Below are 20243 nucleotides of genomic sequence, written 5' to 3'. Positions count from 1 at the left end.
CGGATGAGCCGCAGGAAAAGGGAAGGACTCGGATGGAGGCGACGTTCAGAGCGCTCGGCCTGACCGAGACAGAGGTCCGGTTGTACCTCCTGCTCATACGGTCCGAGGCCCGCTGGGACGGCTCGGTGCCACAGTTGCTCGACGTTTCTCCGGAAGAAGCCGCGGCGGCGGTGGACGGGCTGGCCGCCAAGGGGCTGCTCACGCGCGCCGAGGGAACTCACCTGATCGTATCTCCGCCCGACATCGCAGGGGAGGTGCTGGTGTCGCGCCGGAAGCAGGAACTACACACCGCCCACGCCGCGCTGCGGCGGCTGGCGGACGAGTACCGCACCGCGTGGCCGGATCAACTGCGGACGCTGGTGGAACCCACCCCGGACGCCGCGGTGCGGCAGCGTATCGACCAGATCCAGCGCATGGCGCGGTGCGAAGTGATGATCTTCGACGTGCCGCCCTATGCGTCGCCCGAGGCGGCGAGCGGAGCCGCCGGAAACGAGACCGAGTTCGAGCGGCTGGCTGCGGGTGTCCGTTACCGGACGGTGTACGACCGTCGGGCGGTCGAGCGGGAGGGGGCCATGTTCCGGGTCGCCCGCTACGTGGAGGCGGGTGAGGAAGCCCGGATGGCCCACCGGGTGCCGCTGAAGCTGATGATCGTCGACCGTGAGCTGGCGATCGTGCCGACGGTGGCGGGTGAGGCCGGGCAGTCGGCCGGGTCGGCCCTGATCCATCCGAGCCCCCTGCTGGACGGATTGATCGAGCTGTTCGAGCAGGTCTGGGCGCATGCCCTGCCGCTCAGCGCCGGTGGCGTGGCGCAGCCAGAGCGGCCACCACTCAGTGCAGCGGACAAGCAACTGCTCACCCTGTTGATCGGTGGCCTCACCGACACGGTGATCGCCCGCCAGTTCGGCGTTGGACAACGAACGGTGCTGCGGCGCGTACGCGGCCTGATGGACCGTGCGGGCGCGGTGACCAGGATGCAGTTGGCGTGGTACGCCGCCCAGCACGGCTGGATCGAGCCGACGACGCCCGAGGGGCCGCAGCCGACCTCCACGCCAGACGATGGCGATTAGCTGACGTTGTCACCAGTGAGCCACCGCCGACCCTTCAAACATCGGCTGATCGCGATCTAGCGTCTCCGGTACGCATCACCGCTGCTCGATGAACTGTCACGAGTTGGCGGACGCAACCCGATGGAGGAGGAGTCCGTGCCACACCCTTGGCAAGGGATGAACCGGAGACGGCTGCTGGCAACCGCCGCGGTCATCGCCGTAACGACCGCACTGCCGGTAACCCCCGGAGCGATGGCCACACCAGCCAAGCCAACCAACCCCGGACTGGTACAACCCGAGTCGTCACCGGCGGCCACGACCGCCACAGTCACACTGGTCACCGGCGACACGGTGACGGTCACCACCACCGCTGACGGCCGCCGCTCGGTTTCGGTCACCCCGGCCCCCGGCAGCGCGAAGGCCTTCCAGACCATGGAGGAACCCGATGGCGACCTGTTCGTCATCCCCGACGACGCGAAGGAGGCCATCGCCTCACAGGCGGTGGACCAGGAACTGTTCAACGTCACTCGCCTGGTGCAGGACGGGTACGTCGACGGCAGTTCCGCCGAGGTGCCGGTGATCGTCGCCTACGGCGGCAAGCCGACCGCCGCCCAGCTCAAGGCACGCGTCAAGGGCCTGCCGGCCGCCGAATCCGGCGTGCTGCTGGACCGGCTGGACATGGCCGGTGTGCGGGTCGAGAAGAAGTCGGCTGCCTCCTTCTGGAAGGCGGTCAGGCCGGTCAGCAAGGCCCCGCGCGCGGGCAGGGCCGTCACCACGCCGGGCAGCGCCGGCGTCACCCGTCTCTGGTACGACGGCAAGGCCCAGGCCACGCTCGCCGAGAGCGTTCCGCAGATCGGCGCTCCCGAGGCGTGGTCGGCCGGATACGACGGCAAGGGCGTGAAGGTGGCCGTACTGGACACCGGAGTCGACACCACCAACGCCGACGTCAAGGACCGTCTCACCGCGACCGAAAGCTTCGTACCCGGTCAGAGTGTCACCGACGGCAACGGGCACGGCACGCACGTCGCCGCCACCATCGCCGGTAGCGGCGCCAACTCCGGCGGCCGGAACAAGGGTGTTGCCCCGGCGGCCGACCTGCTCATCGGCAAGGTCCTCGACAACGGGGGCAGCGGCCAGGTCTCCTGGATCCTCGCGGGCATGGAGTGGGCCGCCGCGCAGGGTTCCGACGTCATCAGCATGAGCCTGGGCGGTCCGGCGTCCGCCGGCGGCGACGTGATGACCCAGGCCGTGGACCGGCTCTCGGCCGAGACGGGAACCCTGTTCGTCATCGCGGCAGGCAACTCAGGTCCGGGTGCGACCACCATCGGCAGTCCCGGCGTCGCCGACTCGGCGCTGACCGTCGGCGCGGTCGACAAGACCGACGTGCTGGCGGCCTTCTCCAGCCGAGGTCCACGCATCGGCGACAGTGCCATCAAGCCGGACATCACCGCGCCCGGCGTCGGAATTGTCGCTGCCCGAGCCGCCGGTACCTCGCTCGGCACCCCGGTGAACGCCTACTACACGTCCCTGAACGGCACCTCCATGGCGACCCCGCACGTCTCGGGGGCCGCTGCCATCCTCGCCCAGCGGCACCCCGACTGGTCCGGACAGCGGATCAAGGCGACGCTCACCGCACACGCCCGGCCGTCGTCCGCGTACACCGTCTACGAGCAGGGCAGCGGCCGGGTGGACATCCCTGCCGCGCTCGCCGCCAAGCTGGAGCTGTCCGGGACCGCCGACTTCGGCCTGGTCCGGTGGCGGGACGGGCCGTACGCGAAGGTCACGCGTACCGTCACCCTCACCAACTCGACCGGCAGCGACACCACGGTCACGCTGAACGCCGTGGTCAGCGGTGATCTGCCGGCGGGCGCGGTCACCACGTCCGGTCCGATCACCATCCCGGCCGGCGGCACGGCCGAGGCCACCGTCACGCTCGACCCGAACGGTGTCGCCGCGGGCCAGTTCGGCGGCACGCTCACCGCCACCGCCTCCGACGGCTCCACCGCGCGCACGGTGATCGGCTTCGTAAAGGAGCCCCAGCGGCGTGGGTTGACGCTGGACATCACCGACCGTAGGGGAGGTGTCCCGGGCAACGTCGAGTACAGCGTGCTCGGCCTCGACAACGGCTACTTCACCCGCGGTTCCCTGAGCGGCGGTCACCTGGAGCTTCGACTGCCCCTCGACCGCTACACCGTGATCGGTGCAGTTGCCACCCGGGGCTCCGGCAACGCGACGGGTGATTACGCCAGGGATCTCTTCGCCATCGGCGAGATCGACCTGACCGGGCAGGACCAGTCGGTCACCGTCGACGGGACCACGGCGACCGACTTCCAGATCGTGTCTCAGGAGAGCCGGGCGTTGGAGGACTCCGCCTTCTCCCACCAGCTCAGCCGGTTCAGCGAGGGACGCAAGCTGCGCATCAACCGCGGCATCGCCGGCCTGGCAAACTGGGATGACACCCACTACGGCGCGATCCCGTCCGGGCCGGCCGAGGTCGGCGAACTGTTCGCCAGCTTCTACCAGTCCCGCCGGGAACCGATCGTTCAGGCCCGGATGACCCGCCCGGACAGCCTCCCCCTCACCGCGAAGACGTCTAGCTATCTCAAGCGCTTCGACGGTACGCGCCAATACGACGTCGTCGACGCGGGCAGCGGCTCCGCCGAGGATCTGGCTGGGCTGAACCTGGCGGGCAAGGCGGCGCTGATCCACGTCAACCGGATCATGTCGGCGAGCCCGATGGCCAGGGCGGCGGAGGCGGCCGGCGCGGCGGCCATCGTCTTGGCACCGAACGACGACTCCCCGCAGGGCATCGTGATCACTGGGGTCAACGTTCCGTACTTCGCGACCAGCCACGCCGACGGCCGCAAGCTGGCGGCGACGGTCGCCAAGGGACGTACGACGATCGCGGTGACCGGCGTCATGGAGTCCCGGTACGCCTACTCCGGCCAGTACGACTTCGGCAACGGCATCCCTGCCGACCTGCGCACCACGGCCAGCGCGAGCGAGTTCGCCAAGGTGAAGAACACCTTCCACAGCGACCGCGAGCAGCGGATGGGTTACCACACTGTCCACGCCTGGGGGCCGTACCCGATGACCTCCGTCCGCTCCAGCCAGTTCCTACAGCAGGGTACGAACCGTGACGAATACCTGCTGGCCAAGAGCGGTGTGACGTACGCGCAGACCGTCAACGCCCGTACGGACTACCCCGCAGCCATGACCCAAGCAGCCCGAGGTTTCCGGCCCGGAGAGACGGTGGTGGAGGACTGGTACGGCCCTGCCATGCATCCGTCCAACTACACCACCTACGCCTGCAACTTCTGCCGTACCGACCTCGGCGTGGTCTTCGCGCCGCAGCTCGGCGGCGACTCCGAGCCCGGTCACTACCTGATGCAGGGCCGGGCCCGCTCCTACGAGTACTTCCGCAACGGCGAGCAGATCACCGACCCTACCCAACTGTTGGTGAAGGAGCAGGCCACCTACACCGTCGTCGACACCACCACCCGGACCAGGGACTACCCGGGTGTCGTCCTGGGTCCCACGACCCGGACCGAGTACACCTTCCAGTCGACCGAGCCGACCGCGATGCAGGTCGAGGACTGCAAGACCACAGTGCCCAAGGCAACCGCCTGCGAGGCACTGCCGGTCGTCCTGCTCGACTACGACCTGCCGGTCGACACGCTCAACCAGGTACGGGTCAACGGTTCCTACGCCTTCACCGTGAATGCCTCCCGCTCGAGGGGCTTCGTGGGCTCGACGCGGATGGCCGGTGCCAAGGTGTCGGTCAGCTACGACGACGGCGTTACCTGGACGGCGGTGGACGTCCAGCGCAAGGACGGCGACTCCTTCACCGCCCGGTTCCGGCACCCTGCCCTCTCTGCCACCAACGGGTACGTCACCGTCAAGGCCGAGGTCTGGGACAACGACGGGAACAGCACTGTGCAGACGATCAACCGGGCCTACGCCCTGAGATGATCTGCTAAGTACGGATCCGCCGGCCGCCCGTCGAACGCGGGCGGCCGGCTCCGGCTGGTGCCGTGGGTCGTGGGAAACATGCTCCCAGGCTTGGCTGCGACGATGTACTCCTGGCCCGCGATGTGGCAGTCTTCGTTCGAATCGCGGGCCGGCGCTGGCGACCAGACCGGGCTCGGCCGCCGCGAGCAGCTCCGCCCGCACCTGCTCGGGCGCGGCGGGTAACGGGCCGGAGCGCCTTGGCCAACGCCGCCTGGTCGAGCGACGCTCCGACCGGACGCTGCGGCAACGACGCCGGTGGTCGCCCGCGTGGTCAGCGGCCAAGCGGAAAGGCGAGGCGTGGAACGGCCTCTACGTTGCCCGCATGATCACCATACTGCTCGACGCCGAGGCGGTATCGCGTCGCGATGCGTTCGCCCTAGGACGGCGCGAGGAGGAACTCGTCGAAGGTACGCGGTGGCTGGCCGGTCATGTCGCGTACCGTCGACGTCACGGCGGCGAGGGATCCTCGGGCGACTTCGCTCCACAGGTCGACGACGTCGGCGGCGAACTGGCCGGGCAGCCCGAGGCTGGTCAGCCGGGTGGCCATCTCGGCGGGGGTCAGTTCGAGAAGCCCGGCGGACAGTTTCGCGGCGATCTCTGCGTGGGTGAGCGCCTCGGGTCCGGTGAGGATGTAGGTGTCATTGGCCCGGGCCGGTCCGGTTAGTAGTGCGGCGGCGCATGCGGCGATGTCGTGGCAGTCGATGTAGGAGACTCGCCAGTCGCCGGCCAGGCCGATCAGTTCGCCGTTGTCGGTGAACGCTCCGGCGCCGGTGCGGAAGTTCTGCATGAAGCCGCTGGGTTGCAGCAGGGACCAGCCGATCGGGGCTGATGTGAGGTGCTGCTCGATCTCCCAGTGCGCGCCTTCGGCGAGCTTGCCCCCGGGTTTGGCGCCCCAGACGGAGACCTTCACGATCGATTGCACTCCGGCCTCGACGGCAGCGTCGATCGCGGCGATCTGCTGGCGCACCATCGGCTGCGGGCCGTCGACCGGGATCGCGCCGCCGCCATTGAGGAAGAGCCGGTCGACGCCGTGCAGGGCGGCGGCGACCGAGTCAGGGTCGTCGTAGTCGGCCACCACGATGTCGCATTCGAGTTCGGCGGGGGCGGCGTCACGGACCATTGCGCGGAAAGGCGCTTGCTGCTGCTGCAGAAGGCGCACGAGGTGGCGGCCGATCGAGCCGGTCGCGCCGGTCACCAGGATCATGGACGCTCCCATCGGAGGAGAGTAAACTGAGGGCCCCTCGAAATATAACCCGAGGCACCCTCGACATAGCAAGGCGGATGTCATGACCAACACGCCCGAGCGCAAGCGGCGGCCCCGCGCCGACTCGCTGCGCAACTACGAACGGCTGTTGGTAGCGGCGGAGACCGCGTTCCGGGTGCGGGGCGTCCACGCATCGCTGGAGGGTGTCGCCCGGGACGCCGGAGTCGCCATCGGCACGCTCTACGGGCACTTCCCGAACCGGCGGGCGCTGCTCGGGGCGCTACTGCGGGAACGCAACGAGGCGTTGTTCGCGCTGGGCGAGGAGCTCATCGCCCAGGCTGCCCGCGACGCCGACGGCGCCCTGGAACGCTGGATCCGCGCCGTCGTCGAGCACGCCGCGGCCTACCAGGGGCTGGCCGCCGAGCTCGTCGGCGGCGCGGACGACGAGGCGTCAGAGTTGCACGCCAGCTGCGTACGCATGGTGGAGATCGGGGAGCGGCTGGTCGGGCAGGCGCGGGCGGCGGGCGGGATCAGGCCCGAGGTGCGCGGGCAGGACGTCTTCGCGCTGATGAATGCCGTCGCCTGGTTGCGGGAGAATGGCTCGGCGCAACAGGCTGACCGGCTTGTGGACTTTGCGATAGCGGGCATGCGCGGAAGAACCCTGTGACGACGGTGAACGCTGCTCGTGGCACTGATCCGGCGCTGTACGACGTCGTCCGGTTCGGCGCGCGCCGCCGTTGTTGACGCCCCATCAAGATCGTTGTTGTCCGGTGTCCGTACGGCGGGTAGCGGTTGTAGCACACCTCCCGCACGCTGGCGGGCGGTGGGGCGACACTCCAGATTCGAGGTAGCACCGATCCGCGAATAGGGCGGAGCGGCCTAGGCTGCGGAAAACCGCCATATCTCCCGGGTCCAAGGAGAAACGATGCGCTCTCGCACTGTCGTCGGGCTGGTCCTGGCCGGACTGTTCGGCCCCGCCGGCCTCGGTGTGCTTGTCGTGACGTGTCACCAGGCAGCGAGGACGCTTGACGGTGAGGAGCACGTTCGGGAGTTGAGGGTGCCCTCGCCCGGGGATCGGATGACGAGGACCAGTGGCAGGTGGCCCCGATGACAGGCGTTGGCGCCAAGACCAGCGACACCGGGCGTCCTGAGCTTGGGGTTCTCGGTCTGGTCGAGGCGGCCGTACACGACGGGCGTTACGACGAGGCCCTGCGCCATCTCGCGGCCGTGCCGGCGGACGTGCCGTTGCCGGCGGCGTTGGCCTGGCGCCTCGGCGTACTGCTGCACCAACGAGGTCGGTTCGACGCGGCCGAAGCCTGCTTCCAACGCGCGGCACTGGACGCCGCGGACCACCATCGGCCGTCCGCGCTGACGGACCGCGCCCAGGTGCTCGCCGGCTTGGCCGCGACCCGCTGGGCGAGGGGCGACCAGGCGCAGACCCGGCAACTCGCCGAGGAGGCCGTCCGCGTCGCGGAGCAGAGCGGGGACGACTCCGCGGTGGCGGCGGCGTACGTGGCGCAGGCGCTGGTCGCGTTCAGCGAAGGCGACCGGGCCGACAACGAGTACGCGTACGCCCGGGCGCTCGCGGCGGCCGAGCGGGCCGGTGACTTCGGCCAGCAACTCCGGATCCGGTGCAACGTCGGCTCACGGCTGGTGGAGGAGGGACGCTATCGGTCGGCCGTCGCGGAACTCCGGGAGGCGGTCCGGCTCGGCGAGTTGCTCGGGCACCAGACGCTGCTCGCGTTGGCGTTGCACAACCGGGCGGAGGCCTGGTTGGGGCTGGGCGAGTTGCGCCGAGCGCGAAGCGACGCGGACGAGGCCCTGGCCCTGTGGCAGCGGGCCGGGTTGCCGCTGGCGGCCTTCGGGTTGACGCTGACCGCCCGGGTGCACCGGGTCCGCGGCGCTGCCCGCCAGGCGATGGTCGCCTACCAGGCGGCGCTGGCGATGGGCGAGCCGGACGGCAACGCACAGGTGTTGGTCGAGGCCTGTGCGGGGCTCGCGCGGATCAGCTACGCGGACAATCCGGTGGCGGCCGAGCAGTACGCCGAGCGCGCCCTGTCCATGCCCAGCGCCGCCGGGCCCACCGTCGCCGAACTGGCCGCGGGCTGGGTCGCTCTCTGCTCCGGTGATCCGCAGACCGCACTCCGTCACGGGGAACAGGTCCGTGCCGAGGCCGGTCGCCGTCGTGACGCCGCCGGCCTGGCCGAGGCCATGGAGCTCGCCGCGCTCGCCGCCCACCGGGCCACCCCCGAGGTGGCGTCCGCCCGGGGGGTCCGCCGTCTTCTCGCCAGCTTGGTCGAAGCAGCGACCATCTGGGCCGAACTCGGCAACGAGTTCGCCCTGGCCACCAACGCCCTGCTGCAGGCACGCCTCGCCGGCGACCAGCTGGCGGAGGAGACGGCATACGAACGGCTGAAGCAGATCGGCGTGCAGGAAGGCGCCTGGCAGGTCGCGGGCCCGTTGGCGTCGATCGGCCCGGCGCCCGTCCCCGAGGTCGAGGTGCAAACCCTGGGCCAGTTCACCGTACGGCTGGCCGGGGTGCCCGTGCCGGTGGGTAGCTGGCAGTCCCGCAAGGCGCGGGACCTGCTCAAGATGGTGGTCGGGCAGCTCGGGAGGCCGGTCGCCCGCGAGGCCCTGGCCACCGCGCTGTGGCCGGAGGCCCGGGCGGACGTCGCGTTGCGCCGCCTGTCCGTGCTGATCTCGACCGTCCGGGGCGTCCTCGATCCGGACCGGCAACATTCGGCTGACCGCTACCTCGCCACCGACCCTGCCACCGTACGGATCAACCCGGCGCACGTCGCGGTGGACGCGCTGCGCTTCTATGAAGCGGCCCGCGCGGCCATCGCGGCGGACGGCGCCAGCACGACGAAGGCCCGGCCGAGCGGCAGCCCAGATCCGGCTGAGGCCGCGGACGCCGACGGCGATGCCCGACTGCTGAGCCGTCTCGAGGCGGTGGTGGCCAGGTACACCGGCGATCTCTGCGACGACGGCGAGGTCGTCGGAGACTGGGTGCACCGACCCCGTGCGGTGCTGGCCGACCTGCATCGCGAAGTGATCCACCGGCTGGCGAGGCGGTGCCGGCAACTGGGCCGCACCGAGGCGGCGACCGGCTGGTACCTGCGGCTCACCGTCGAGGACGGCTACGACGAGTCGGCCCACCTGGGGCTGGTCGGCGCGTTGTCGGCCGCTGGGCGGCACGGCGAGGCGAGCCGCCGCTACCAGGAGTACGTCGCGCGGATGCGTGAGATGGACGTCGAGCCGGCCGGATTTCCCCTTCCCGAGCGGGTGCGCCCGTCCGCCTGAACAATTCCTGAACGACTCCCGAAGCCGGCCGATCAGACTGATCAAGAGGGACAGGCCGGCGGGTGCCGCGGGCCGTCCAGCAGGTTGGACGTATGCGAGGCGGTCAGCTCGCTCTCGTCAGAGGGGGATCGATGACACGAATTCGGGGAAGTGTCGCCGCGCTAGCGGTCGGGCTTCTGTTGGCGGGCTGCGGGCCCGACGACGCGGCACCGGCGGGAGGCGGTGCCGGCCCGGCTGACGCCGCTGGTGCGACCGCTCAGGCCGACGGCGGGAAGACGACAGCCCAGGCCGATGGCGGAGACGCGACAGGCCAGGACAAGCCGGGTGGCGGCGGCCGCTGGTGCCAGGCGGTGAAGGCGTTCACCACCTCCATCGATCCGCTGTTCGCGCCGGGCGCGGCCGACCGGCAGGCCGATGTGGACCGGGCACACGCGCGGGTGAAGGATCTGAGGGCAGCGGCGCCGGCCGAGATCAGGACCCAGGTCGCGTCGCTCAGCGAGTTCTACGACGCGGTCATCGACACCACGGGCAAGAGCATGGCCGAGGACCCTGCGGCCTACGCACGCCTCAACCCGACCATGGCGAAGGTCAGAACAGCGCTGCCGCCGGTGTCGGAGTACACCACGAAGCACTGCCCGGGGCTCGGCAAGTCGCTGGAACAGGTGGGCATGTCGTGACCGGGCGGGCGGGTGTCGGCCGCTGGCGTCGAGTCTAGAGTTCCTGGCGTTGCTGCTGGCTGAGCACGCTGGAGAGGAACGCCCTGGTCCGTTCGTGAGCCGGGGCGGCCAGGAGTTCGCCGGGCCGGCCCCGCTCGACGACCACGCCGTCGGCGAAGAAGGTCAGCCAGTCGCCGACCTCCCTGGCGAAGGCGATCTCGTGAGTGACCACGACCATCGTCATCCCCTCGGCGGCGAGGCCCTTCATGACCTCCAGCACCTCGTCGACCAACTCCGGGTCCAGCGCGGAGGTCGGCTCGTCGAACAGCATCAGTGCCGGGTTCATCGCCAGCGCCCTGGCGATGGCCACCCGCTGCTGCTGGCCGCCGGAGAGCTGGTGGGGACGCTTGTGCGCGTGGTCGGCCAGGCCCACGCGATCCAGGTGCTCCATCGCCCTCGTCCGCGCCCGGTCCGGCGGGGTGCCCAGCACGTGGACGGGGCCGCAGGCGACGTTCTCCAGCGCGCTCTGGTGGGCGAACAGGTTGAAGCGCTGGAACACCATGCCGATGTTCCGGCGGAACGCGGCGAACTCCTTGGGCGTCCAGGGGTGGTACCTGCCGTCGCGCAGGGTGTGGCCGACCTCCTCGTCGAGCACCCGCAGGCTGCCCCCGAGCACCGGTTCGAGGCCGTTGACACAGCGCAGGAACGTGGACTTGCCGGAGCCCGAGGGGCCGATGATGCAGCTCACCTCGCCGGAGGCCACGGTGAAGTCCACACCGTTGAGCACCTGCACGTCGCCGTAGCTCATCCGGACGCCCGAGGCCCGCACGACGGGGTTCACGCGGCCACCTTCGGCAGGATCCTCGCCGCGACGCCGCCGCTGCGCACCAGCCGTACGGCCTCGGAGCCGAAGCGGCGTTCCAGCCTGCCCTGCAGGAAGGTCGCCACGGCGGTCATGAGCATGTACCACAGGCTCGCCACGATCAGCAGCTCCATGATCAGGTTGTTTGCCTTGTAGATCTGGCTGGCGTTGGTCATCAGGTCGTGCCCGGCGACCACGTAGACCAGTGAGGTGGTTTTCAGCATGGAGATGAACTCGTTGCCGGTCGGCGGGATGATGATTCGCAGCGCCTGCGGCAGCACGATGACCCGCATCCGCTTGGCCGGAGTCATGCCCAGCGCGTATGCCGCCTCGGTCTGGCCGTGGTCGACGGCCTGGATCCCGGCGCGCACCGTCTCGGCGAAGTAGGCCGCCAGGTTCAGCCCCAGCCCGAGCATGGCCGAGGTGAAGCCGGTCATCACCTGGTTGGTGTCCCACTTGAGGCCGATCATGGTGTACGGGATCTTGAGCACCAGTTCGGGGAACAGGAAGGCGAGGTTGTACCAGAAGATGAGCTGTACCAGCACCGGCGTGCCGCGGAAGAACCAGATGTAGAAGGTGGCCAGCCCGCCCAGCACCGGGTTGTGCGACAGCCGCATGATCGCGACCAGCACGCCGAGCACCAGGCCGAGGACCGTCGCCAGCACCGAGATCTCGATGGTGACCCAGACGCCGTCCAGGATCCGGTCGTTGAACAGGTACTCGGCGACCTTGCCCCAGTCGAGGCGTGGGTTGACCACGACCAGATACGCCAGCCGGCCGGCGACCGCCAACGCGACGGCCGCGGCCAGCCAGCGGCCCCAGTGCCAGGCACGTGCGACGGGGACCGGCGTGCCCGACGCGTCGGCGATCGGTTCGGTCCGCACGGTCACTTACCGCCGTTGACCACAGCGGACTGGACGGCCAGCTTGTCCAGGTTCCACGCCGCCAGCAGCTTGCCGTACTCGCCGCTCTGGATGAGTGAGTCCAGCGCGCCCTTGACGGAGTCGATCAGCTCCTTGTTGTCCGGCTTCATCCCGATGCCCCACGGGCTCTCGGTGCCCTCGAGCGCGATCGCCTCCATCGCGAGCTTCGGGTCGGCGGATTTGTAGGCGGCCACCACGTAGTCGGTGATGGTGGCCTGCGCGCGACCGTTGCTGACCTGGAGCATGGCCTCCGAGTCGCCCGGGAACTTCAGGATGTTCACCGCGGCCTTGCCGCCCTTCTTGCAGTCGGCGTCGTAGCTCTCGGCCAGTTCCATCGATGAGCCGTTGTCGACGACGGACACCGTCTTGCCGCACAGATCCCCTGGTCCGGCGATGCCGGCCGAGTTGCCCTTCTTGACCAGCATCCCGGCGCCCGCCTGCACGTAGTCGACGAAGGTGACCTGGCCCTGCCGCTCGCGGTTGTCGGTCATCGAGGAGATGACGAAGTCGTAGCGGCCGGTGAGCACGCCGGGGATCTGCGAGTTGAACTCCTCGTCGGTGATGGTCACCTTGACGCCGAGCTTCCTGGCGATCGCCCTGGCCAGCGCGGGGTCGAAGCCGATCGGTGTCTTGCCGTCGCTCGCGAACAGCTCCATCGGCGGGTAACCGATGGAGGAGACGACCTTCAGGCCGTCGGACTTCAGGCTCGCCGGCACCTTGGCCGCGAGGTCCTTGTCGGGGGTGATGGCGTTGATGACGTCGGCCGCCTTCTCCTCGGCGGGAGCCTTGTCGAGGGTGACGGCGGACCCCGCGGCGGCCGCGTCGCCTCCGTCGAGGGACTGGGCACCGCAGGCCGCGGTGGCGGCGACCAACGCGCCGGCAGCGAGCATGGTGAGGATTCGGGTGTTCAACGGGGTGCTCCTTCAGGATTGCTGCCAGCGGATTTCGCCGCCGACGACGGTCGTCATGACCTTGGTACGCAGCACCGCGTCCGGCGACTCCCGGTAGGGGTCGGTGTCCACCGCGATGAAGTCGGCGAGCTTGCCGGGCGCGAGGACGCCCTTGCGGTCCTCCTCGCCGGCGGCGTGGGCCGCGCCCAGGGTGTGGGCGGTGACGGCCTCGGCCATGCTCAGCCGCTGCTCAGGCTGCCAGCCACCGACCGGGGCGCCGTCGGGGCGGGTACGGGTCACCGCGGCGTACAGCGCGGCGAACGGGTTGGGGTGCTCGACCGGGGCGTCGGAGCCGAAGGCCAGCGCGACGCCGGCGTCCAGCATCCCGCGCCAGGCGTAGGAGGCCAGATCGTGGCCGGTCAGCAGGGAGTCGACCAGATCGATGTCGCTGGTGCAGTGCACCGGCTGCATCGAGGCGACGATGCCCAGCCTGGCCATCCTGGCCAGGTCGGCGGGCTGCAAATGCTGCGCGTGCTCGATGCGGTGCCGCAGCCCCGGCGTACGACCGACCGCCTCGTAGGCGTCGATGACCAGGTGGTTGGCCTGGTCGCCGATGGCGTGGGTGGCCACCGCGATGCCAGCTTCCGCGGCCTTGGCGAACAGCTTGACCAGGTCCTCGTACGGGGTGACCGCGATGCCCACGTTGCCCTGCTCACCGGCAAAGGACTTGCTCATGTGGCAGCTGTGGGAGCCGAGCGCGCCGTCGCTGAAGATCTTCACGGGCCCGGTGCGGAACCAGTCGTCGCCCTGCCCGGTGCGGCGGCCCTCGGCGATGGCCGCCTCGAGGTGGACCATCGGGATCGCCTTGTGGACGCGCAGCTTCAGCTCGCCGGCGTCGCGCAGAGCCAGGTAGGCGGCCCGGCAGTCCTCGCCGTCGATGTCGTGCACGCTGGTCAGGCCGAGCGCGAGCAGCTCCTCCTGTCCGGCGCGCAGCAGGTCGCGCAGGTCGGGGGAGACCATGAGGTCGCGCAGCGGGTACGAGGCCGCCTCGCGCAGGATGCCGGTCGGTTCTCCGCTCGCGTCCCTGACGATCTCCCCGCCCACCGGGTCGGGAGTGCTCGCGTCGATGCCGGCCAGCCGCAGGGCCGCGGAGTTGGCCCACACCGTGTGGCCGTCCACGCTGGGCAACGCGACCGGCAGCTCGGGACAGACCGAGTCCAGCGCGTACCGGTCCGGCTGCGCCGGCGGATCCCAGGTGTTGCTGTTCCACCGGCCGCCGAACAGCCAGGCGCCCGGCCGCAGCCGCGCCGCGTGCGCGGCGACCATGGCGAGGGCCTCGTCCAGGGAGCGCACCTCGCGCAGGTCCACGGCGCCCAGGCTCTGCGCGTACTGCGCGGTGTGGATGTGGGCGTCGTAGAGCCCGGGGAGCACCGCGGCGCCCTCCAGGTCGATCAGCTCTGCCGCTCGGCCCGCGGCCTCGCGCACCTCTGCCTCCCCGCCGACGGCCAGCAGGCGATCGCCGGCCACGGCCATGGCCTCGGCCAACGGGTTGCCGCTGTCTCCCGTGCGGATGGCGGCGTTGCGGTACACGCGGATGCTCATGTGACTCTCACGGTCTCGAGGGGCGGTGGTCCATCACTGTAGGAATGGAGGAAAGAAGAGGGAAGCGCTATAAACACGGTATTTAGCAGCCCTGAGAGCAAGGAAATCTGATGCTCAAGCCGGAACACTTGCGCACCCTCCGCGAGGTGATCCAGCTGGGATCCTTCGCCGCCGCCGCCAACCGGCTCGGCTACACGTCGTCGGCCGTCTCGCAGCAGATCGCGGCGTTGGAGCGGCAACTGGGCGTGAAGCTGTTCGACCGCTCGGCACACAGCGTGCTGCCCACCAGCGCCGCCGAGGTGCTGGCCAGGCACGCGGAGACCGTGCTCACCGACATGGCGCGCATGGTCGCCACCGTCCAGGCCGTTCACCGCAACAGCGAGCGACAGTTCCACCTGGGCATCTTTCCCAGCTTTGCCGACGTGCTGACCGGCGTGCTGGGGCGGATGGAGCCCCGGGAACGGGCCGGCATCAGGGTCACCGTCGCCGAGTCCTCCCAGCTCATCCCGCGGCTAGGTGCCGGCGGCGAGATGGACGCGGCGATCGTCTACCAGGTGGGGAACTCCGGCCTGTCGTGGCCGTCCGCGTTGGGCCGGCGCTGGATCGCCGTGGACCGCTACAAGCTCGTCCTCCCGCGTGACTGGGCCGACGAACTGGCGCCCTACCGGGCCGAGCAGCTCGTCGACCTGCCGTGGATCATGCATCACCCGGGCAGCAGCGACGCTTCCTTCTTCGACGGAGTGTTCTCCCGCTGGAGCCTGCACCCCCGGGTGGCCGGACACTCCGACGACTTCAAGATCACGATGGCGATGGTCGAGGCGGGGGCCGGCGCGGCGCTCGTCCCCGACCTCGCGCTGCGCGGGCATGGCCCCGGCGTCGTGGTCGCCGACGTGCCGTGGCTGAACACCAGTCGCAACATCTTCACCCTCGTCCGGCCCGACCGCGAAACCACCCGCCTGCTCACCTTGCTGGATGCGCTGGCGGTCTGACCTCGGGCCGGTGCGCCCTCCGCCTCGACGTCCTTCCGTCGCACTCGACGGCGGACAGCGGATCTGCCAGCATGTGCCGGATCGCGGCGCGGTCGGCGACCCGTCGGGTCACCATGGCCGGCTCGACCACCGCCCCGGCAGGCGTCAGGAGGTCCCGATCATGGAACGCGAGGCGGCGATCGCCAGGTCCGCCGAGGCGATACGCCTCCACAGCGGGCACAACATCCTCATCGAGTCCGGCGCCGAGCCGGTCATCGACCGGCTCGCCGGCCGCGACCTGCCGCCGCCCGCCGCACCTGCCGAGCTGTCGGCCTGGACGTTCGTGGTCAAGGACATGATCGATGTCGCCGGGCTCCGCACGACCCGCGGCTCCGTCCTGTACGGAAGCGAGCAGGCGCTGACCACGGCGCCGTGCGTCGAGCGGCTGGAGCGCGCCGGAGCGCTCCTGGTCGGCAAGGCGAACCAGCACGAGTTCGCCTGGGGCGTCACGAGCGAGAACCCCCACTGGGGCGACGTGCGCAACCCGCGCCATGAGCAGCTGACTCCCGGCGGGTCGAGCGGCGGCACGGCCGCGGCGCTCGCCGCCGGGATCGCTCGGTTCGGCCTCGGCACGGACACCGGCGGCTCGGTGCGGATCCCGGCGGCCTGCTGCGGCGTGATCGGACTGCGCCCGAGGGTCGGTGTCCTGCCGGTCGAGGGGGTCGCGCCCGTCGCCCCGATGTTCGATGTGGTCGGGCCGATGGCCACGTCGGTCGCCGACTGCGCGCGGGTGTGGCGGGCGCTCTCCGGGGCGGCCGTCCCGCCGCTGGACTCGCTGTCGGGGCTGGTGGTCGGCGTGGCCGAGGGGTGCGCGCAGGCCGGGGAGTTCGCCCACCTGGGCGCCGAGCTCCGTGAGATCGCCCTGCCGTACGACATCCTCCCGCCGTACTGGACGATCGTGGGCGCGCAGGCCCGGCGCACCCACGAGGCCACGTACCCGAGGAACGCCGCGAGCTACAGCGCGGGCGTGCGGCGGAAGCTGGACGACGCCGCCGGGATCGGCCATCGGGAGTACCGCCGGGCCGTCGAAGAGCTCGCCGCCGCCCGGGCCAGGTTCTCGGCGGAGATGTCCGGCATCGACATCCTGATCACGCCGACGCTCGGCGGCCCCGCGCCTCGGGTCGGGTGCGACGAGGCCGCCGTGCGCGGCGAGGTCGGCCGGATCACCGCCGTCGTTTCCGCGCTCGGCCTGCCCGCGCTGGCCATCGGCGACCTGCAGGTGGTGGGCCGCAGCGAGGCCGACGTACTGCGGGTCGGCCGGTGCTGGGAGGCCGCCGGCGGCGGGATCCCCGCGCCGCGCTGAACAGCCGGACGCCGTCGGACACATGCCGTCAGGCGCGCGACGACAAGCTCCACGGGTCCACCGGGACGACGCCCGTGCAGCGGCCGAAGGGGTCGAGGATCCGCCCGTAGAGCTTCGCCTGCCGCAGCACGATCTGCCGGTCGGCGACGCTCACGTAGGGGAACCGCTCCTCGAGGCGCACCACCAGCGGGTGCAGGTCGGAGACCCCGTGCAGGCCGACGGTGAGGAGCATGTTGCGGGCCCCCGCGAGCGCCGCGCACGTGCGCGTCTCCGGCCAGTCGAGCAGCGCCCGGCCTGTCTCCTCCAGGAGTCCGTCCGGCATCCGCAGCCACAGCACCGCAGAGGAGTGCCAGCCCGCGCGCGACCGTGCCAGGTCGCAGCGGAAGTCGATGTCGCCGGTCGCGACCAGGCGTGACAGCCTGCGCTGCACCGTGCGCTCGGACATGCCGATGACGCCCGCGAGCTCGGCGTAGCCGGCGCGGCCATCCGCGAGCAGGGCCTTGAACAGCAGCCGGTCGATCTCGTCCATGCCGCTGGTGGACGCCGGCGGCGTGGGCCGCCTGGCCAGTCCGCCCGCGGATCGAGGCGACAGGACGCGCAGCCGCCAGCGGCGGGAGGCCTCAAAGACGCGCGTGGCGACCTGGGTGCGCACCTTCGCCACGCCGGGCACCCGTGGCAGGTCCGTGAGCAGGTAGTCCGCCAGCGCCGGCATCGACGCGGCGACGGCGATCACGAACAGGTCGTGATCGGCGGCGACGTGCTGGACGGTGATGAGATGTCCCGCCGTCGCGAGCGCGCCCGCGACCTCGACCGCCGTCCCGGCCTCGCAGTCGATCTCCAGGAACGCCATGCTCATCGCGTGCATCTGGCGCTGGCCCAGGGCGACGGTGGTCCACGCCTCCCCGGTGCTGGTCAGCCGCTGCCAGCGCCGCGCCGCCGTCACCGGGTCCGCGCCGATCGCCGCCCCGACGTCCACCCAGCTCGCTCGCGGATTGACCTGAAGGGCGTCGATGAGTTCGAGGTCGGTCTCCGGCAGCAGCCGCGGCGGCGCGATGTCGGAATCCTGCAAGCTCAGCCCTCTCGGTGACGTATTGCTGCGTCTGAAGACGCGGATGACCTTATACCTCGATCCTTTTCCGGGCGGCCGCCCGCGGCTCGCCGCGGCCAGCCGCCCTTGGCTCGCCGATTGCCCGTCTCCGGCTCGCCGCAGGGGGAGAGGACGCTTCTCGATGACTCGGTTCCGCGACTGCGACCTGGTGCTGGCCGGGGGACGGGTCGTCGACCCCGAATCCGGCCTGGACAGGGTCACGGACGTCGCGGTCAGCGACGGCACGGTCGTGGCGGTCGGCGACTCGTCGGACCTCCGCCCGGCACAGACGCTCGACGTGTCCGGTCACGTCGTCACCGCCGGATTCATCGACCTGCACAGCCACGCGCAGACCATCCCCTCCCTGCGGCTCCAGGCCCTGGACGGGGTCACCACCGCCTTGGAGTTGGAGTCCGGCGCGGGCGATGTGACCCGCGCGCTCGCGAGCGCGGCGGCGGAGGGCCGCCCCGTCAACTACGGCTACTCGACCTCATGGGCACAGGCGAGGATGAGTGTCCTGGACGGCATGACCCCGGGCCACGGAGCCCTCGGCTTCGCGGCGGGCATCGGGGAGAGCACCGGCTGGCAGCGGCCCGCGAATCCCGCCGAGCTCGCGCGGATCATCGGCCGCCTGGAGGAGGAGATCGGCGCGGGCGCGCTCGGCGTCGGCGTACTGCTCGGATACGCCCCACGGACCGGACGGCGCGAATACCTGGGGGTGGCGAGCATCGCCGCACGCCTTGGCGTGCCGACCTTCACGCACGCCCGCTTCAAGAACCGAGACGACCCGGAGTCCACGCTGGAAGGCGTGGCTGAGATCGTCGCGGCGGCGGCCGGGACCGGCGCGCACATGCACCTGTGCCACCTGAACTCCACGGCACTGCGGGCCATCGACGAGGTGGCTGACCTGATCAGCGGCGCACGCGCGCGCGGACTCGCCATCACGACCGAGGCCTATCCGTACGGCGCGGGGATGACCGCCGTCGGGGCCCCTTTCCTGAGCCCGGACCACCTTCCCCGCCTCGGCCTCCACCCTTCGGACCTGGTCGTCGTGGCCACCGGCGAACGTCCCGCCGGCGAGGACCGGCTCCGGCGGATCCGGCGCGACACCCCCGGCGCGCTGGTCGTCGTCCACTATCTCGATGAGGGGTCGGCACCGGACCTGGCCCTGATCCGGCGGGCGTTGCTGCTCGACGACACCGCGGTCGCCTCAGACGCCGTCCCCTTCACCGACGTGGACGGCACGCCCATCGAGGGCGACCGTCCCATGCCGCCCGGCGCCCTCTCACATCCCCGCAGCTCCGGCACCTTCTCGCGGTTCCTGCGCACGATGGTGCGGGAGACCGCGACGTTGTCGCTGAGCGAGGCGTTGCGCCGCTGCTCACTGCTGCCCGCCACGTTCCTCCAGGCCGCCAGCCCGGCCATGGCGCGCAAGGGCCGCGTACGAGCGGGCCACGACGCCGACCTCGTGGTCTTCGACCTCGCCGAGGTCGCCGACCGGTCGACGTACCGGGTCCCGGCGGCGGCGTCGATCGGGTTCAAGCACGTGTTCGTCGGTGGGGACGCCGTGGTGCGCGACGGCGCCCTGGTGCCCTCCGCGCTGCCCGGCCGCGCCATCGTCGGCGGTGCCCGGTGAGCGCGCCCCGGATGGTCGGCGTCCTCGGCGGCATGGGCCCGGCAGCCACCGTCGACTTCTACGGCAAGCTCGTGGAGGAGACGGCCGCCACCTGCGACCAGGAGCACGTGCCCGTGGTCATCTGGGGCAACCCGCGCGTCCCGGACCGTTCCCTCAGCCTGCTCGGCGGCGAGGACCCGACCCCGTACCTGCGGCGCGGCATCGAGGCGCTGAAGCAGGCGGGGTGCGACCTGCTTGCCGTGCCCTGCAACACCGCCCACGCCTTCGTCCCGCGCCTGGCAGACGAGGCCGGGCTGGAGCTGGTGAGCATCATCGAGGTCACGGCCGACGCCCTCGCCGCTGACGGCGTACGCGCGGCCGGTGTGCTTGCCACCACCGGCACCCTGCGGGCGGGCCTGTACACGGACGCCCTGCTGAAGCGGGACGTGACGGTGATCGAGCCGGACGAGCCCGGTCAGCGGCAGGTCATGGCGGCCATTCGCGCCGTCAAGAGTGGTGTCGTCCGACCAGCGCACCGGCGTGCGCTGGCGGAGGTCGCCCGTTCCCTGGCCGAGCGCGGCGCGGAGCGGGTCGTCACCGCGTGTACCGAGATCGTCCTCGCCCTGGACGGCTCCCGCGTCCCCGTCCCGCTGCTCGACCCCGCCCGCCTGCTGGCCCGCCGGGTCGCCGCCGTGGCGCTTGGCTGAGGGGGA

General features: G+C 71.0%; 16 protein-coding genes. 10 read left to right on the top strand and 6 right to left on the bottom strand.

Going from position 1 to position 20243, the window contains the following annotated elements; all coding sequences use genetic code 11:
• Positions 1-32: 32 nt before the first annotated feature.
• The 3 genes from ACY34I_RS26040 (at position 33) to ACY34I_RS26030 (ending at position 5240) form a co-directional block, all read left to right on the top strand.
• Positions 33-1067, top strand: a complete 1035-nt coding sequence (locus tag ACY34I_RS26040) for a TrmB family transcriptional regulator (RefSeq protein WP_462757647.1) — start codon at positions 33-35, stop codon at positions 1065-1067.
• 231 nt (positions 1068-1298) lie between these two features.
• Positions 1299-5018 (top strand): S8 family peptidase, encoded by a 3720-nt coding sequence (locus tag ACY34I_RS26035; RefSeq protein ID WP_462757646.1) that lies wholly within the window; start codon positions 1299-1301, stop codon positions 5016-5018.
• Between the two features lie 90 nt (positions 5019-5108).
• A complete protein-coding gene (locus ACY34I_RS26030; protein WP_462757645.1) occupies positions 5109-5240 on the top strand; it encodes a hypothetical protein in 132 nt (43 codons plus the stop codon).
• Positions 5241-5433: 193 nt separating this feature from the next.
• On the opposite strand, the gene ACY34I_RS26025 is transcribed toward ACY34I_RS26030, so the two are convergent.
• Positions 5434-6252, bottom strand: coding sequence for an NAD(P)H-binding protein (locus ACY34I_RS26025; protein WP_462757644.1), 819 nt, complete (start codon positions 6250-6252; stop codon positions 5434-5436).
• 91 nt (positions 6253-6343) lie between these two features.
• On the opposite strand from ACY34I_RS26025, the gene ACY34I_RS26020 reads away from it, so the two are divergent.
• The 3 genes from ACY34I_RS26020 (at position 6344) to ACY34I_RS26010 (ending at position 10241) form a co-directional block, all read left to right on the top strand.
• Positions 6344-6928 (top strand): TetR/AcrR family transcriptional regulator, encoded by a 585-nt coding sequence (locus ACY34I_RS26020; RefSeq protein ID WP_462757643.1) that lies wholly within the window; start codon positions 6344-6346, stop codon positions 6926-6928.
• A gap of 440 nt (positions 6929-7368) precedes the next feature.
• Positions 7369-9564 (top strand): BTAD domain-containing putative transcriptional regulator, encoded by a 2196-nt coding sequence (locus ACY34I_RS26015; protein WP_462757642.1) that lies wholly within the window; start codon positions 7369-7371, stop codon positions 9562-9564.
• Between the two features lie 350 nt (positions 9565-9914).
• On the top strand, positions 9915-10241 hold the full coding sequence (locus ACY34I_RS26010) for a hypothetical protein (protein WP_462757641.1): 327 nt from the start codon (positions 9915-9917) through the stop codon (positions 10239-10241).
• Between the two features lie 34 nt (positions 10242-10275).
• Here ACY34I_RS26010 and ACY34I_RS26005 read toward each other — a convergent pair whose 3' ends face one another.
• The 4 genes from ACY34I_RS26005 to ACY34I_RS25990 are packed head-to-tail and all read right to left on the bottom strand — an operon-like array spanning position 10276 to position 14497.
• The gene (locus ACY34I_RS26005) at positions 10276-11028 is read right to left on the bottom strand and encodes an amino acid ABC transporter ATP-binding protein (RefSeq protein WP_462757652.1); all 753 of its coding nucleotides are present in this window, start codon (positions 11026-11028) and stop codon (positions 10276-10278) included.
• 29 nt (positions 11029-11057) lie between these two features.
• Positions 11058-11966 (bottom strand): amino acid ABC transporter permease, encoded by a 909-nt coding sequence (locus ACY34I_RS26000; RefSeq protein WP_462757640.1) that lies wholly within the window; start codon positions 11964-11966, stop codon positions 11058-11060.
• 2 nt (positions 11967-11968) lie between these two features.
• The gene (locus tag ACY34I_RS25995; protein ID WP_462757639.1) at positions 11969-12916 is read right to left on the bottom strand and encodes an ABC transporter substrate-binding protein; all 948 of its coding nucleotides are present in this window, start codon (positions 12914-12916) and stop codon (positions 11969-11971) included.
• A 12-nt stretch (positions 12917-12928) separates the two neighbouring features.
• Entirely contained in the window at positions 12929-14497 is a 1569-nt protein-coding gene (locus tag ACY34I_RS25990; RefSeq protein WP_462757638.1) for an amidohydrolase, read from the bottom strand.
• A 110-nt stretch (positions 14498-14607) separates the two neighbouring features.
• Between ACY34I_RS25990 and ACY34I_RS25985 the strand changes: the two genes are divergently transcribed.
• Positions 14608-15486 (top strand): LysR family transcriptional regulator, encoded by an 879-nt coding sequence (locus ACY34I_RS25985; protein WP_462757637.1) that lies wholly within the window; start codon positions 14608-14610, stop codon positions 15484-15486.
• A 160-nt stretch (positions 15487-15646) separates the two neighbouring features.
• Positions 15647-16828, top strand: a complete 1182-nt coding sequence (locus ACY34I_RS25980; protein ID WP_462757636.1) for an amidase — start codon at positions 15647-15649, stop codon at positions 16826-16828.
• A 28-nt stretch (positions 16829-16856) separates the two neighbouring features.
• Here ACY34I_RS25980 and ACY34I_RS25975 read toward each other — a convergent pair whose 3' ends face one another.
• A complete protein-coding gene (locus ACY34I_RS25975; RefSeq protein ID WP_462757635.1) occupies positions 16857-17897 on the bottom strand; it encodes an Lrp/AsnC family transcriptional regulator in 1041 nt (346 codons plus the stop codon).
• A gap of 160 nt (positions 17898-18057) precedes the next feature.
• Here ACY34I_RS25975 and ACY34I_RS25970 point away from each other — a divergent pair, with 160 nt between their 5' ends.
• On the top strand, positions 18058-19551 hold the full coding sequence (locus tag ACY34I_RS25970; RefSeq protein ID WP_462757634.1) for an amidohydrolase family protein: 1494 nt from the start codon (positions 18058-18060) through the stop codon (positions 19549-19551).
• Positions 19548-20237: a cysteate racemase gene (gene cuyB, locus ACY34I_RS25965; protein ID WP_462757633.1), complete on the top strand. Its 690-nt coding sequence runs from the start codon at positions 19548-19550 to the stop codon at positions 20235-20237. The genes ACY34I_RS25970 and cuyB overlap by 4 nt, the downstream gene beginning before the upstream one ends.
• The last annotated feature ends 6 nt before the right edge of the window (positions 20238-20243 follow it).

It is taken from the genome of Micromonospora sp. RTBAU3-60 (assembly GCF_054963695.1).
This window is presented reverse-complemented; position numbering and strand designations above follow the sequence as displayed.